This window comes from Streptomyces cynarae (genome assembly GCF_025642135.1).
Lineage (GTDB): Bacteria > Actinomycetota > Actinomycetes > Streptomycetales > Streptomycetaceae > Streptomyces > Streptomyces cynarae.
The window spans coordinates 4,847,372-4,862,154 of the sequence record NZ_CP106793.1; the positions used below are offsets into that span (position 1 = coordinate 4,847,372).

A 14,783-nucleotide genomic window follows, 5' to 3' on the forward strand; every position below is an offset into this window, starting at 1 on the left:
GGTCCGGTCCTGCGGTCGGGTGCCGCGGTCCAGTGTCGCGATCCGGTCCTGCGGTTTGGTCCTGTCGTCCAGTGCCGCGGGTTGGTCCTGCCGTCCGGTGCCGCGGGTTGGTCCTGCCGTCCGGTGCCGCGGGTTGGTCCTGCCGTCCGGTGCCGCGGGTTGGTCCTGCCGTCCGGTGCCGCGGTTTGGTCCTGCCGTCCGGTGCCGCGGTTTGGTCCTGCCGTCCGGTGCCGCGGTTTGGTCCTGCCGTCCGGTGCCGCGATCCGGTGCCGCGGTCCGGTCCGGCGGTCCGTGATACGCGACCCGTCAGCCGAACGCGGCGGCCCGGTCCGGATGGCTCTCTGCGACCTCAAGCGCCAGCCGGTCGAAGGTCGCCACCGCCGCCGAGCGGGACACCTCCGGCCAGGCCACCAGCACCTGGCCGCCACTCAGATCGCTGACGGGCAGGGAGACGACGTCGTCCCGCCGGTACCGCCGGGTCACCGACATCGGCACATAGGCCACCGCCCGCCCCAGCGCGACGGTTTCCAGGAGCTGGTTCAGATCACTCACCTCGGGTCCCTGCGGCGTGGCGGGTGGCGCTCGTCCGGCCACTCCCGGTCCACCGACTCCGGGTCGCGCCCGGCCCAGTAGGCCGCCGTACGCTCGTCCGCTCCGGCCCAGCGGGGCATCGGCTCGCCGGCCAGATCCGCCCGGCGCAGCCGCTTGCGGCCGGCCAGCCGGTGCCCGGCGGGCAGCACCGCCACCCGCGGCTCGACCAGCAGCACCTCGGTGTCCAGCCCCCGCGGCTCGAACGGCGTCCGGAGCAGCGCCACATCAGCCGTGCCCTCGCGCAACGCCACCGAGGGCTCTCCCCAGGCCGCCACCTCCGCTGTCACCTCGGGCATGCCCGGCTGATCCGCACAGCGGCGCAGCACCTCCCGCAGCAGATCGGTCGAACCGTCGGCCTTCACCGCCACCGTCAGCCGGTCGGGGGCCGGCCCGCGCCGCTTGGTCCGCTCCACGGCCGCACCCAGCCCCTCGAGGGCGATCCGGCCGTGCTCGAGCAGGACCGTACCGGCCGGTGTCAGGCTCACCCTGCGGCTGTTCCGCTCCCGCAACGACACCCCGAGCTTCCGCTCGAGCTTGCCGATCGCCACGGAGAGCGGCGGCTGGGCCATCCCCAGCCGCTCGGACCCCCGCGTGAAGTTCAACTCCTCGGCGACCGCGATGAAGTACCGGAGTTCGCGCGCCTCGATGTCAGCTCCCAGTAGGCACGCACGGGGTGTTCCGCCGGGCGGGCGGCCCGGCGGCGTCGTGCACCGTGGTGAGCAGACCGGCCGTGGAAAGCTTTCCGAGCAGTCCCCGCACCACGGCCCGGGGAGCCCCGCCTGGACGGCCGGAGCGTCGAGGTCCCGGCTGCCGTCCAGCAGCGGGCACAGGGCCACGGCCTGGCTGCCGCGCAGCGCGGTGACACTGCGCTCCGAGATCAGGTAGACGCCCTCGCCGGGCACCGTCTCGACCCGCAGGTGAGCCCGGAACGCGGGACGGACGGCGTCGGTCCCGGCGAGGGAGCGGCCCTTCTCGGACTCCGGGATCATGCGGCGGCCGGGCGGTCGACCCAGCAGACGCACGTGCCGGCCGTACCGTCGTCCCCCGAAGAGGTCCTCGATCACCAGGTCGAGGCGAGATCGGACTGCGCCGGCTGTGCGGGCTGCGTGGTCTGAGTGAGGATGGGGTTCCCTCCCGTGGTGTTCCGCGTGAGTCGTCGCTGCGTCCGGGGCCTCCCTGTCGGCGACACCGGGCTTCGAGCGCCTGGGAGGGTGCGGCGGTCCGGTGATCGACCACCGGCCCCTGCCGCGTCGGCGTAGCCTTCCTGCATGGCAGAGAGCAAGGTGCGCAAGGCGGTCCCCCCAGTGGTGCGGGCGGCTGTGAAGCCGCAGAAGCCCGAGTCACGCACGGCGCTGGTACGGCGGGCACGCAGGATCAACCGCGAACTCGCCGAGGTCTATCCGTACGCCCACCCGGAGCTGGACTTCGAGAACCCCTTCCAGCTTCTGGTCGCCACGGTCCTGTCCGCCCAGACCACCGACCTCAGGGTCAACCAGACGACCCCGGCCCTCTTCGCCAAGTACCCCACACCGGAGGACCTTGCCGCCGCCGACCCGGAGCAGGTGGAGGAGATCCTCCGGCCGTGCGGCTTCTTCCGGGCCAAGACCAGGGCGGTCATGGGCCTGTCGAAGGCCCTCGTGGAGCAGTTCGGCGGCGAGGTCCCCGGCCGGCTGGAGGACCTCGTCACACTGCCCGGTGTCGGCCGCAAGACCGCCTTCGTGGTGCTGGGCAACGCGTTCGGGCGGCCCGGCATCACCGTCGACACGCACTTCAAGCGGCTGGTGCTCCGCTGGCGGTGGACCGACGAGACCGACCCCGACAAGATCGAGGCGGCCGTCGGCGCGCTCTTCCCCAAGAGTGACTGGACCGACCTGTCGCACCACGTCATCTGGCACGGGCGCCGAATCTGCCACGCCCGCAAGCCGGCCTGCGGTGCCTGCCCGATCGCCCCGCTCTGCCCGGCCTTCGGGGAGGGCGAGACCGACCCGGAGAAGGCGAGGAAGCTGCTGAAGTACGAGAAGGGCGGCTTCCCCGGCCAGCGGCTCAAGCCCCCGCAGGCGTACCTGGACGCGGGCGGAAAGGCGGCCCCGCCGCTGGGTGCCGGGTGACGGCCGTGCGCGGTGCGGCACGCCACCCGGGGAAGGGACGTGTCGCGGCGGGCCGCGAGGTGAGACACCCGCACGAGGGACGTGCGGAACGATCCGTGGTGCCGCGGGCGTTGGGTTCGGCAGAACGGGGGTGGCGATGACGCACGCGAGCAACACTGGCCACAGGCACCACACGGACGGCGGGCGGCTGCGGCTGAGCACGGAAGGCCTGCCGGACTGGCTCGACCCGGTCGTACGGGCCGCGCGGACCGTCGAGCCCGTCCAACTCAGCCGTTTCCTGCCGCCGGAGAACGGCGCGGGGCGCCAGTCGGCCGTGCTGATCCTGTTCGGCGAGGGTGAGCGCGGCCCCGAGCTGCTGCTGATGGAGCGCGCCGGTTCGCTGCGCTCGCACGCCGGACAGCCCTCCTTCCCCGGTGGCGCTCTCGATCCCGAGGACGGCGACCCGAAGGGTGAGGGACCGCTGCGGGCGGCCCTGCGGGAGGCCGAGGAGGAGACCGGGCTCGACCCGGCCGGGGTGCAGCTCTTCGGCGTGCTCCCCAAGCTCTACATCCCGGTCAGCGGCTTCGTCGTGACACCGGTCCTCGGCTGGTGGCGCGAGCCGAGCCCGGTGGGTGTCGTGGATCCGAACGAGACGGCGCGGGTGTTCACCGTGCCCGTGGCGGATCTCACGGACCCGGCCAACAGAGCCACCACGGTCCATCCCAGCGGCCACCGAGGTCCGGCATTCCTGGTCGAATCGGCCCTCGTCTGGGGCTTCACGGCCGGCGTCATCGACCGTCTGCTGCACTACGCAGGCTGGGAGCGCCCCTGGGACCGCGACAAGCAGGTCCCGCTCGACTGGCGCGCATGACAAGGTGACCCCCGTGCCGTGTCTTCCCGGGGAGCGGCGTGCCGCCATGCCGCCGTGTGGTGAGCCGTGTCCCCGGCCGGACGACGGCGACCGGAACGTGACGAGGCGAGGCGAGGCTTGAAGCAGTGAACGTGCTGGACATCCTGTTGCTGGTCGCCGCCGTCTGGTTCGCGGTCGTCGGCTACCGCCAGGGTTTCGTCGTCGGCATCCTGTCGGTGATCGGCTTCCTGGGCGGCGGTCTCGTCGCGGTCTATCTGCTGCCGTTCCTGTGGGACCGGGCGACGGGCGACCACGAGGTGGGCACGACCGTCGCCGTCGTCGCCGTCGTCGTGGTGATCGTCTGCGCCTCCGTCGGCCAGGCCCTGACCACCCACCTCGGCAACAAGCTGCGCGGACACATCACCTGGTCGCCGGCGCGCGCCCTGGACGCCACGGGCGGCGCCCTCGTCAACGTGGTGGCGATGCTTCTGGTCGCCTGGCTGATCGGCTCCGCCCTGGCCGGTACGACGCTGCCGACGCTCGGCCGCGAGGTGCGCGGCTCCAAGGTGCTCCTCGGCGTCTCGCGCGCCCTGCCCGAACAGGCGGGCACCTGGTTCGCGGACTTCTCCTCGGTCCTCGCGCAGAACGGCTTCCCGCAGGTGTTCAGCCCGTTCGCGAACGAACCCATCAACGAGGTCCAGCCGCCCGACCCGGCCCTCGCCAGGAGCGCGGTCGCCGTGCGCGCGCAGCGCTCCATCGTGAAGGTGATGGGCACGGCGCAGAGCTGTGGCAAGGTCCTCGAAGGCACCGGTTTCGTCTTCGGTGACCGCCGTGTGATGACCAACGCGCACGTGGTGGGCGGCGTCGACGAGCCCACCGTCCAGATAGGCGGCGAAGGACGGAAGTACGACGCGAAGGTCGTCCTGTACGACTGGCGGCGCGACATCGCGGTACTCGACGTGCCCGACCTGGACGCCCCGGTGCTGAAGTTCGCGTCCACGGACGCGACCGGAGGCAGCGGCGCGATCGTCGCGGGCTTCCCGGAGAACGGGGCGTACAACGTCCAGCCCGCGCGTGTCCGCGGCCGCATCACGGCCAACGGCCCCGACATCTACCACCGCGGCACGGTGCGCCGCGACGTGTACTCGCTGTACGCGACCGTCCGTCAGGGCAACTCCGGCGGCCCGCTGCTCACCCCCGACGGCAGGGTCTACGGGGTGGTGTTCGCGAAGTCCCTGGACGACGCCAACACGGGGTACGCGCTGACGGCGGACGAGGTCCGTGAGGACATCGCCCAGGGGCGTGCGGCGAACCAGCAGGTGGACAGCGACAGCTGTGCCCTGTGAGGCCCGGCGGGCCAGAGCGGCCGTGTGTCGTGGACGGGCGCCGGCTCAGCCGCGCGGGTGGCGCAGACGGACCGAGACCCAGCGGGCCCGGCGGCGCAGAATGCGGGGGATCCCCACCTGGGTGTCCGTGCCCGCCAGTTGCGGGGTTCCCCTCTGGTGGGAGCTCGGCGCGGTGGCCGAGCGGCGGTTGCGTGCTACGTCACTGTAGTCGTGCGTCCAGCCCATACCCGGACGTCTGCCCCCGCCCGAAGGTCGATAACCGTTTCCGGGCCGCCCAATTGGCCTATGCGGCGGGCATGTGGCCGTTCGTGGAACAGGCGTTCTCGTCCGGATACCGGGCGGATGCGCGGCGTCACCGGCCGGGGCCGTCGGCGTTCCGGTAGGCAGGCCGATTCCGGATGGTGGGCGGCGGGTCAGCGGTCGGGTTCGGGGTCCTTCAGCCAGTTGATCAGCTCGGCGGAGAACGCCACGGGGTCCTCTTCGTGCGGGAAGTGCCCGAGACCGTCGAACAGCCGCCAGCGGTACGGCGCCTCGACGTACTCGCCGGACCCGGCCGCGCTCCTGGTCCGCATCACCGGGTCCAGCGAGCCGTGCAGATGCAGGGTCGGGACCCGTACGGGCCGCTTCATGCGGCGGTTGAACTGGATGCCGTCGGGCCGGGCCAGGGAGCGCACCATCCACCGGTACGGCTCGATGGAGCAGTGCGCCGTCGACGGGATGAGCATGGCGCGCCGGTACACCTCCACGGCCTCGTCGTCCGGCGGCCGCGGTCCCGACCAGTCCCGGATCAGCTGCCCCACGAGAGCGGCACCGTCGGCGGTGAGCCGGCGCTCGGGGATCCAGGGCCGCTGCAGTCCCCAGATGTGGGAACTCGCGGACGACTGCCTGACGTCACCGAGCATCGCCGAGCGCCAGCGCCGCGGATGCGGCATCGAGGCGACCGCGAGGCGCCGCACGAGCTTGGGACGCATGGCGGCCGCCGTCCAGGCCAGGTAGCCGCCCAGGTCGTGGCCGACGAGCGCGGCGTCGGGCTCGCCCAGGGACCGTACGACCCCGGTGATGTCGAGCGCCAGGTTCGCCGGGTCGTAACCGCGCGGCGTACGGTCGCTGCCGCCCACCCCGCGCAGGTCCATCGCCACGGCCCTGAAGCCCGCGTCGGCCAGCGCCACCAGCTGGTGCCGCCAGGTCCACCAGAACTGGGGGAAGCCGTGCAGCAGCAGGACCAGCGGTCCGTCGCCCAGTTCGGCGATGTGGAAGCGTGCGCCATTGGCCGCTACGTCCCGGTGCGTCACCTTTTTCCCGCCGAGGACGTCAAGTCGTACGACCGAGGGGGATTGCGCCGAAGGGGTGGCGGGGTCCGTCATGAGGACGAGCGTGCCACAGGCTCGACGGCCTTGTCGGCCTGCTGGGGCTCACGCGGGTGCGGCTTGGCGTTCTGCAGGACGCCGGCGGTCTGCTTCATCGACGCGGCGACCTTCTGCGGGCCCTTGCTCTTCTTCGCCTTCTTCGCGAACACCAGGCCGATGAGCCCGAGCAGGCCGGCGACCACCACGTTCGCGCCGAAGGAGAGCAGGAAGCAGACGGCCAGGTTCCAGCCGCTCCACGTCCGGATGCCGTACGCCAGAGCGAAGTTCAGCATCGGCAGCGAGAACAGGAGGACCGCTCCCGCGGCCGAGAAGGCGCCGCCGCTCATCGCGCCGCGCTTGACGTCCCGTTTGAGCTGGGCCTTGGCCAGGGCGATCTCGTCGTGCACCAGTGCGGACAATTCGGTCGTCGCCGAGGCGAACAGCTGGCCGATGCTGCGTTCGGCGCCGACCGGGCTGCCGTCGGGTGCGCTCATCGCGATCTCCCTGCTCTCTGCATACGGGCTCCGCGGACGCTGCGGAGTGTGGTGATGTGTCAGATCATGCCGGACGCTCGTTCTCCTCGCTTGCCCTGCCCGCCACTTCCGCAAGCGAGCCGTCAGGGTCTGCGGCAGGCGGACCGGCGTCCGTGTCCCGCCCGGCCGACTTCAGCACCGCGAGCCTGCGGTGCTCGGCGGCCTTCCGCTCGTAAATCTCGGCCATGCGCAGGTGGTACCCCGGGTCGTCCTCCTCGTAGACGTCCGGGACGCCGTCCAGGTCGTCGTCGCGGTCCTCCTCCGCACACAGGGCGCGGTACTTGGCGTTGCGCATCTTCAGCAGCACCGTCGCGCCGGCGGCCGCGATCAGCGATCCGGTGAGGACGGCGGCCTTCACCTCGTTCCCGAACGCCGGATCGCCGTCGAAGGCCAGTTCGCCGATGAGCAGCGAGACGGTGAAGCCGATACCGGCCAGGGAGGCGACCGCGAACACGTCGGCCCACGCGAGGCCCTCGCTCAGCGAGGCCCGGGTGAAGCGGACCGTCAGCCACGTACCTCCGAAGATGCCGACCGTCTTGCCGACGACGAGGCCGAGCACGACGCCGAGCGTCTCCGGCCGGGTGAACACTTCCGCGAGCGCCCCGCCCGAGACCGCGACGCCCGCACTGAAGAGGGCGAACAGCGGCACCGCGAGTCCCGCCGACAGGGGGCGTACAAGGTGTTCGATGTGCTCCCCGGGGGACCGCTCCTCATCCTCCCGTCGGTGGCAGCGCAGCATCAGCCCCATGGCCACACCGGCGATGGTGGCGTGGATGCCGCTGTTGTACATCAGTCCCCAGATCACCAGTGCCAGCGGCACGTACACGTACCAGCCGCGCACCCGCTTGCGCAGCAGCACCCAGAACACGGCGAGGCCGGCGACGGCACCGCCGAGGGCCGCGAAGTTCAGGCCGTCCGTGAAGAAGATCGCGATGATCAGGATGGCGAACAGGTCGTCGACGACGGCCAGGGTGAGCAGGAAGGCGCGCAGGGCGGAGGGCAGGGAGGTCCCGATGACCGCGAGGACCGCCAGCGCGAAGGCGATGTCGGTGGCGGTGGGGACGGCCCAGCCGGCGAAGGACCCGCCGCCGGCCGCGTTGGTCAGGGCGTAGACGAGTGCGGGCGCGGCCATGCCGCACAGTGCGGCGACCACCGGGAGGGCGGCGGCGCGGGGGTCGCGCAGATCGCCCGCGACCAGCTCCCGTTTGAGTTCGATCCCGGCGACGAAGAAGAAGATCGCGAGGAGACCGTCCGCGGCCCAGTGCTGGACGGACAGGTTCAGGCCCAGGGAGGCGGGGCCGAGGTGGTAGTGGCCGACGCTCTCGTAGCTGCTGTCGAGGCCGGGCGTGTTCGCCCACACCAGGGCGGCCACCGCGGCGAGCAGGAGCAGTACGCCGCCGACGGTCTCGGTACGCAGCGCGTCCGCGACGAAGGTGCGCTCGGGCAGGGACAGACGTCCGAGGAAGGTGCGGGTGCGGGACGCTGCCACGGTGGGGACCTCCGGGTGGGCACGGCAGACGGACGGCCGACACGGAACGTGCGGACCGCTTGCCGACCAGACTTCCCGGCACACCTAAGAAAAGCCATTTTACCTGATCATTACACTCCGGTGCTCCCGGGTTGTGCGAAGGGGGCGTGACAGCGGGGCGCCCGGCGTACTGCCGAGCGCCCCGTCGTGGTCCGGATTTCTCAGTCCTCGCTCGGTGCCGCCGGGAGCTTGGCCTGGATGAGGTCCATCACCGTCGAGTCCGTGAGCGTAGTGACGTCGCCGAGCTGGCGGTTCTCCGCGACATCGCGCAGCAGGCGCCGCATGATCTTGCCGGAGCGGGTCTTCGGCAGCTCCGCCACCGGCAGGATCCGCTTGGGCTTGGCGATCGGGCCGAGCGTGGTGCCCACGTGGTTGCGCAGCTCCGCCACCAGGTCCTCGGTCTCCGCGGCCGTACCGCGCAGGATCACGAAGGCGACGATCGCCTGGCCCGTCGTCTCGTCCGCCGCGCCGACGACGGCCGCCTCGGCGACCGACGGGTGCGAGACGAGGGCCGACTCCACCTCGGTGGTGGAGATGTTGTGCCCGGACACCAGCATCACGTCGTCCACGCGGCCGAGCAGCCAGATGTCGCCGTCGTCGTCCTTCTTGGCGCCGTCACCGGCGAAGTACCTGCCCTCGAACCGCGACCAGTAGGTGTCGATGAAGCGCTGGTCGTCGCCCCAGATGGTGCGCAGCATCGACGGCCACGGCTCGGTGAGCACCAGATAGCCGCCGCCTCCGTTCGGCACCTCGTTCGCCTCGTCGTCGACGACGGTCGCGGAGATGCCGGGCAGCGGCCGCTGCGCGGAGCCCGGCTTGGCCTCGGTCACGCCGGGCAGCGGGGAGATCATGATCCCGCCGGTCTCGGTCTGCCACCAGGTGTCCACGACCGGCGTGCGGTCCCCGCCGATGTGCTTGCGGTACCAGATCCAGGCCTCGGGGTTGATCGGCTCACCGACGGAACCCAGCACCCTGAGCGAGGACAGGTCGAACTTCGCGGGGATGTCGTCGCCCCACTTCATGAACGTACGGATCGCGGTGGGCGCCGTGTACAGGATGGTGACCCCGTACTTCTGCACGATCTCCCAGAAGCGGCCCTGGTGCGGGGTGTCGGGCGTGCCCTCGTACATGACCTGGGTGGCGCCGTTGGCCAGCGGCCCGTAGACGATGTAGGAGTGCCCGGTGACCCAGCCGACGTCCGCCGTGCACCAGTACACGTCGGTCTCGGGCTTGAGGTCGAAGACGGCGTGGTGGGTGTACGCCACCTGGGTGAGGTAACCGCCGGAGGTGTGCAGGATGCCCTTCGGCTTACCCGTCGTACCGGACGTGTACAGGATGAACAACGGGTGCTCCGCCTCGAACGCCTCGGGCGTGTGCTCGGCGGACTGCCGGTCCACGAGCTCGTGCCACCAGACGTCCCGGCCCTCGCTCCAGGCGACCTCCTGGCCCGTACGGCGCACCACGAGCACGTGCTCGACGTTGTCCACGCGCGCCACCGCGTCGTCGACGGCCGGCTTGAGCGCGGACGGCTTGCCGCGCCGGTGGCCGCCGTCGGCGGTGATGACGACACGCGCGTCGGCGTCCTGGATGCGGGTGGCGAGCGCGTCCGCCGAGAAGCCGCCGAAGACTACGGAGTGGGCCGCGCCGATGCGCGCGCAGGCCAGCATCGCGATCGCGGTCTCGGGGATCATCGGCATGTAGACGGCGACCCGGTCGCCCTTGCGGACACCCAGCTCGAGGAGGGCGTTCGCGGCCTTGGAGACCTCGTCCTTGAGCTCGGCGTAGGTGATCGAGCGGCTGTCGCCGGGCTCGCCCTCGAAGTGGATGGCGACGCGGTCGCCCAGACCCGCCTCGACGTGCCGGTCGACGCAGTTGTACGCGACGTTGAGTGCGCCGTCCTTGAACCACTTGGCGAACGGCGGGTTCGACCAGTCCAGCGTCTCGGAAGGCTCCTTGGCCCAGGTCAGCCGGCGGGCCTGCTCGGCCCAGAAGCCGAGCCTGTCAGCCTTGGCCTGTTCGTACGCCTCTGCCGTGACGTTGGCGTGTGCGGCCAGGTCGGCGGGGGGCGCGAACCTGCGTTCTTCCTTGAGCAGGTTGGCCAGGCTTTCGTTGCTCACGACATCTCCCTTTCCCAGGGTGTCCGTTGTGTCCCAGGCCACAGCTCACCAGACCGGAGGGCTCGGTGACAAGGGCCGACCGGAAAATGGTTTAGACCTGTCGCGGTCCGCGGCCGGACGTTCTGCCCCGGACTTTCTGCCTCAGGTCACGTGCCGGCCGCCCGCCCGGTTCACATGGCGGGTCCGTTCGGCGACGCATCTCACACTTGCCCGGAGGGGGTCCAGCGTGGATCCGGAAGGGTCCGGAGGGAATCCAGGGGGTCCGGAGAGGGTGTCGTCACGGTGGTGCGCGGCGCGGCGCGGACAGGCCCGTCCGCGCCGCGCACCACCGCCGTGTCACGCCGGGTGGCGCAGGTCCCCGGCCGCTCCCACTCGGCTGAAGACGTCGTCGCCGCCCTCGGACGGGGCCAGCAGATACGCCTGGGCCTCGCCCACGTGGAAGTACATCCCGTGCAGTTCCAGCGTGCCCTCGCCGAGCGCACGGGCCACGGACTCGTGCGCCCGCAGATGCTCCAACTGCTGCACCACATTGGTCAGGCACAACTGTTCGATCGTGTCGGCGGGCTCACGCCCGGCGATCCGGGCCCACGGCCCCTCGTCGTCGGCCATACGCTCCAGGCTGGGCAGCCCGTGCCGCAGCCACCGCCTCAGCGGGGTCTGGGCGCCTTCCGCGTCCGAGGTGAGCAGGGCCTGCATCGCGCCGCACCCGGAGTGCCCGCACACCGTGATGGAGCGCACCTTGAGCACGTCGACCGCGTACTCGATGGCGGCCGCCACCGAATCGTCTCCGCTCTCCGCGCCTGGCAGCGGTACCAGGTTGCCGACATTGCGGACGACGAAGAGGTCGCCGGGCCCGCTGGAGGTGATCATCGAGGTGACGAGCCGGGAGTCGGCGCAGGTCAGGAACAGGTGCGACGGTCGCTGCCCCTCACGCGCGAGACGGGCCAGCTCGCCGCGGACCAGCGGGGCGGTGTTCTGCTGGAAGGCGCTGATGCCGTGCGCGAGTTGCCGCCCGCTCGGTCCGGTGGCCTCGCCCGGCACCTCGGGGCCACCGCCTGCGGTCGCGGTCGGTGGGCTTTCGCACCGGTGGTTGCGCCATGGTGTCCAGGGCCGGCACCGGCATGCCGACGGCCCGGCGGACTCCCCGCCCGAGTCGGCCCGGGCCGAGCTCAGGGAGGGCATCGCGACCGGGGAGCCGTCCCGGGCGGTCAGGGCGACCGTGCCGCCCCGCGCGCGGTGGGTGCGCTGCCAGTCCTGCAGCGACTCGTGCGCAGCGTGGTCCATGAACGACCCGTCCAGCTCCACGACGGCCTCCGCCCCGGCGGGCACCAGGTGCAGTGTCCGGCTGAGCCGGGGAACCGCGAGGAACGTCAACTGGCCTCGCACGCGTACGTGATGGACTCCCTGCCGCTGCTCATGGGTGATGCGGGTGCGGGTGAGGCGGTGCAGCGCGACGGCGACGGCGGCTGCCACACCCAGCGCCACGCCCTGGAGGACGCCCAGGATGACGACGCCGAGTGCGGTGACGGCGTACACCAGCACCTCTCGGTGGCGGGTGACCGTGCGGATGTGGTGCAGGGACACCATCTGGATGCCGACGGCCATCACCAGTGCGGCGAGCGAGGCGAGGGGGATCAGTTCGAGCACCGGGACCATCAGCAGCGTGGCCACCACCACCCAAACACCGTGCAGCATCGTGGAGTTCCGGCTGATCGCTCCGGAGTTGACGTTCGCCGTACTTCTCACGGCGACGCCCGCGATCGGCAGTCCGCCGAGCGCTCCTGAGGCGATGTTCGCGGCGCCCTGGCCGAGCAGCTCGCGGTCCAGGTCGGAGCGGCCGAGGTGTGGATGGCGCCGGGCCGCCAGCTTGTCCACGGCGACGGCGCCGAGCAGGGACTGCACGCTGCACACCAGGGTGATGGTGAGGACGGCGGCGGCGATGCCGAGCGCCGGGCCCTCGGGCGCTCCGGCCAGGGCGTGGCTGCTCCAGGACGGCAGGTCGACCCTGGGCAGGGTCAGCCCGGCGAGCGAGGCGGTCGCGGTGGCGCCCGCCACGGAGACGAGCGGCGCCGGGACCCGGCGCAGCAGGTGCCCGGTCCGACCGGGAAGCCGTGGCCAGGCCAGGAGCAGGGCCAGGGTCAGCACGCTCACCGACACGGCCGCCGGGTGCAGGTGCGCCAACTGGGCGGGCAGCGCACGGAGGTTGTCGAGGACGGCGCTCTGCGGGGTGCCGCCGAGCACGATGTGCAACTGGGCGACGGCGATGGTGGCGCCGATGCCGGCGAGCATGCCGTGCACGATCGCGGGGCTCACCGCGAGCGCGGTGCGCGCCACGCGAAGGCAGCCGAGACCCAGTTGGGCGAGGCCGGCGAGGACGGTGACGGCGCATGTCGTCCGCCATCCGTAGCGGTGGATGAGGTCGGCGGTGACCACGGTGAGGCCGGCGGCGGGGCCGCTGACCTGGAGCGGGCAGCCCCCGAACCGGCCGGCGACGATTCCGCCCACGGCCGCGGCGACCAGGCCGGCCTGGAGCGGGGCGCCGGTGGCGAGGGCGATGCCCAGGGACAGGGGGAGGGCGATCAGGAAGACGGCGAGGGAGGCGGACAGATCGGCGCCCGCGACGCGGAAGCGGCGGGGCGGGTCGGGTGGGGGGCTGTGGGGCGGGTGTACGCGCTTCGTCCGAGTCGAGTCGGCGGCGCGGGCGGGGACGCAGGCGGGCATGGTCCCGTCTCCTCCGGTGCGGCGCGGTCGCGGATTGGTGGCCCCGGCTGGGGCCAGGGGTCGGGCGCGGCCGTGGGTCACGGCGTAAGCGGCGGGATGTCTCACTGCTTCGGTAAATGGATCGTAATGGACGGTAAAGGAAAGGTATCTGATATGGGGGCAAATGGGGCATCTAATCACTCAAAAGGGTGAAGCGGTTATTTCATCGGCTTGTCATACAAATTTCCTTCGGTGTTCCGTGCGACCTTGGCTTGGCCGCGCGGGCGCACGGGCTTTCCGCTTGTGTCTGCCGCGTCGCACCACACCTGCTCAGCGTGGCCCGACCGAAGGAAGAAGGTGGGTGGAAGATGACCGCCACCCCGAGAACCGCCACCCCGAGAACCGGAACCCCCTCCCGCAGGACCGCCACGGGCGTCGCCCTGGCCGCCGCCTGCGCCACCGCGCTGGCCGGCTGTTCCCTCGGACCGGCCCGTTCCGAGCAGAGTCCGCGCAAGGGGGCCGGTGCCGGTGCCGGGGCTCCGGGCAGCGCGGTCCGCCTGATCGGCGACGGCTCCACCGCCTACACGGGCGCCCAGCCGCACCTGGCCAGACCCGAGCGGCTGAGGCCCGGTCGGAAGCCCCCGCAGTTCGTGGTCTTCTCGTGGGACGGGGCCGGTGAGGACAGCCAGAAGCTCTTCTCGCACTTCCGCGAGGTCGCCAGGGCCAACAACGCGACGATGACGTTCTTCCTGAGCGGTGTGTACATGCTGCCCGAGGAGAAACGCGACCTGTACCGGCCGCCGCAGCACTCGCCGGGCCGCTCGGACATCGGCTTCAACGACGAGAAGGGCATCAAGGACACCGTCGAGCAACTGCGGCTGGCGTGGCTCGAGGGCAACGAGATCGGCACCCACTTCAACGGGCACTTCTGCGGCCCCGAGGGCGGGGTCGGCCAGTGGTCTGTGGAGGAGTGGAAGGACGAGATCGCCCAGGCCAAGGCGTTCGTGAAGTCCTGGAAGACGAACTCCGGCCTGAAACAGGAGCCTTCGCTTCCCTTCGACTACGACAAGGAGCTCATCGGTGGCCGCACCCCGTGTCTGGAGGGGCAGCAGAACTTCATGAAAGCGGCCCGTGAGCTGGGTTTCCGATACGACACCTCCGGCGTCGACGAGCAGGTCTGGCCGAAGAAGAAGGAGGGGCTGTGGGACCTGTCGATGCAGCTCGTGCCCTTCCCGGGACACACCTACGAGCAGTTGACCATGGACTACAACTTCATGGTCAACCAGTCGGGCACCCAGACCCAGGGAGACCCCGACAAGTTCGAGGAGTGGGGCGACCAGATGCGGGACGGCCTCTACAAGGGCTTCCGGCGGGCGTACGACGGGAACCGCGCGCCCCTGATCATCGGCAACCACTTCGAGTCCTGGAACGGCGGCACCTACATGCGTGCCGTTCAGCGGGTCGTCGAGCACGTGTGCAGCGAGCCCGAGGTGCGCTGCGTCTCGTTCCGCCAACTCGTCGACTGGCTGGACGCACAGGATCCGCAGGTCCTGGAGAAACTGCGCACCCTGAAGGTGGGGCAGGCCCCTGCCGAGGGCTGGGAAAGCTTCCTGGCCTCGTCACCGGCCCCGGCACCGAGGGGGGTGCCGGGAGCACCGCCGGCCAAGCGGTAGACGGGGCGGCCG

At 71.5% G+C, this 14,783-nt stretch carries 12 protein-coding genes; 4 read left to right on the plus strand and 8 right to left on the minus strand.

Annotated elements, in window-relative coordinates; translation table 11 throughout:
* Positions 1-306 precede the first annotated feature (306 nt).
* Both N8I84_RS22270 and N8I84_RS22275 read right to left on the minus strand, forming a co-directional pair.
* Positions 307-552 carry a type 2 periplasmic-binding domain-containing protein gene (locus N8I84_RS22270; protein WP_263231152.1) on the minus strand — a complete coding sequence of 82 codons (246 nt, stop codon included), beginning with the start codon at positions 550-552 and terminating at the stop codon, positions 307-309.
* Positions 549-1,613 (minus strand): LysR family transcriptional regulator, encoded by a 1,065-nt coding sequence (locus N8I84_RS22275; protein WP_263231153.1) that lies wholly within the window; start codon positions 1,611-1,613, stop codon positions 549-551. Before N8I84_RS22275 ends, N8I84_RS22270 begins: the two co-directional genes overlap by 4 nt.
* A gap of 246 nt (positions 1,614-1,859) precedes the next feature.
* On the opposite strand from N8I84_RS22275, the gene nth reads away from it, so the two are divergent.
* The 3 genes from nth to N8I84_RS22290 all read left to right on the plus strand — a co-directional run bounded on the left by nth (position 1,860) and on the right by N8I84_RS22290 (position 4,874).
* Positions 1,860-2,699 (plus strand): endonuclease III, encoded by an 840-nt coding sequence (gene nth, locus N8I84_RS22280; RefSeq protein ID WP_263231154.1) that lies wholly within the window; start codon positions 1,860-1,862, stop codon positions 2,697-2,699.
* Between the two features lie 136 nt (positions 2,700-2,835).
* Positions 2,836-3,549 carry an NUDIX hydrolase gene (locus N8I84_RS22285; RefSeq protein WP_263231156.1) on the plus strand — a complete coding sequence of 238 codons (714 nt, stop codon included), beginning with the start codon at positions 2,836-2,838 and terminating at the stop codon, positions 3,547-3,549.
* Positions 3,550-3,674: 125 nt separating this feature from the next.
* Entirely contained in the window at positions 3,675-4,874 is a 1,200-nt protein-coding gene (locus N8I84_RS22290) for a MarP family serine protease (protein WP_263231157.1), read from the plus strand.
* 45 nt (positions 4,875-4,919) lie between these two features.
* On the opposite strand, the gene N8I84_RS22295 is transcribed toward N8I84_RS22290, so the two are convergent.
* The 6 genes from N8I84_RS22295 to N8I84_RS22320 form a co-directional block, all read right to left on the minus strand.
* Positions 4,920-5,099, minus strand: coding sequence for a hypothetical protein (locus tag N8I84_RS22295; RefSeq protein WP_263231158.1), 180 nt, complete (start codon positions 5,097-5,099; stop codon positions 4,920-4,922).
* Between the two features lie 188 nt (positions 5,100-5,287).
* On the minus strand, positions 5,288-6,238 hold the full coding sequence (locus N8I84_RS22300; protein ID WP_263231159.1) for an alpha/beta fold hydrolase: 951 nt from the start codon (positions 6,236-6,238) through the stop codon (positions 5,288-5,290).
* On the minus strand, positions 6,235-6,714 hold the full coding sequence (locus N8I84_RS22305) for a phage holin family protein (protein ID WP_263231160.1): 480 nt from the start codon (positions 6,712-6,714) through the stop codon (positions 6,235-6,237). Before N8I84_RS22305 ends, N8I84_RS22300 begins: the two co-directional genes overlap by 4 nt.
* A gap of 64 nt (positions 6,715-6,778) precedes the next feature.
* Positions 6,779-8,242 carry a Na+/H+ antiporter NhaA gene (gene nhaA, locus N8I84_RS22310; protein WP_263231161.1) on the minus strand — a complete coding sequence of 488 codons (1,464 nt, stop codon included), beginning with the start codon at positions 8,240-8,242 and terminating at the stop codon, positions 6,779-6,781.
* A gap of 200 nt (positions 8,243-8,442) precedes the next feature.
* Positions 8,443-10,398, minus strand: a complete 1,956-nt coding sequence (gene acs / locus N8I84_RS22315) for an acetate--CoA ligase (protein WP_263231162.1) — start codon at positions 10,396-10,398, stop codon at positions 8,443-8,445.
* A gap of 336 nt (positions 10,399-10,734) precedes the next feature.
* On the minus strand, positions 10,735-13,119 hold the full coding sequence (locus tag N8I84_RS22320; RefSeq protein ID WP_263231163.1) for a SulP family inorganic anion transporter: 2,385 nt from the start codon (positions 13,117-13,119) through the stop codon (positions 10,735-10,737).
* Between the two features lie 347 nt (positions 13,120-13,466).
* Between N8I84_RS22320 and N8I84_RS22325 the strand changes: the two genes are divergently transcribed.
* A complete protein-coding gene (locus tag N8I84_RS22325) occupies positions 13,467-14,771 on the plus strand; it encodes a polysaccharide deacetylase family protein (RefSeq protein ID WP_263231165.1) in 1,305 nt (434 codons plus the stop codon).
* Positions 14,772-14,783: the final 12 nt, after the last annotated feature.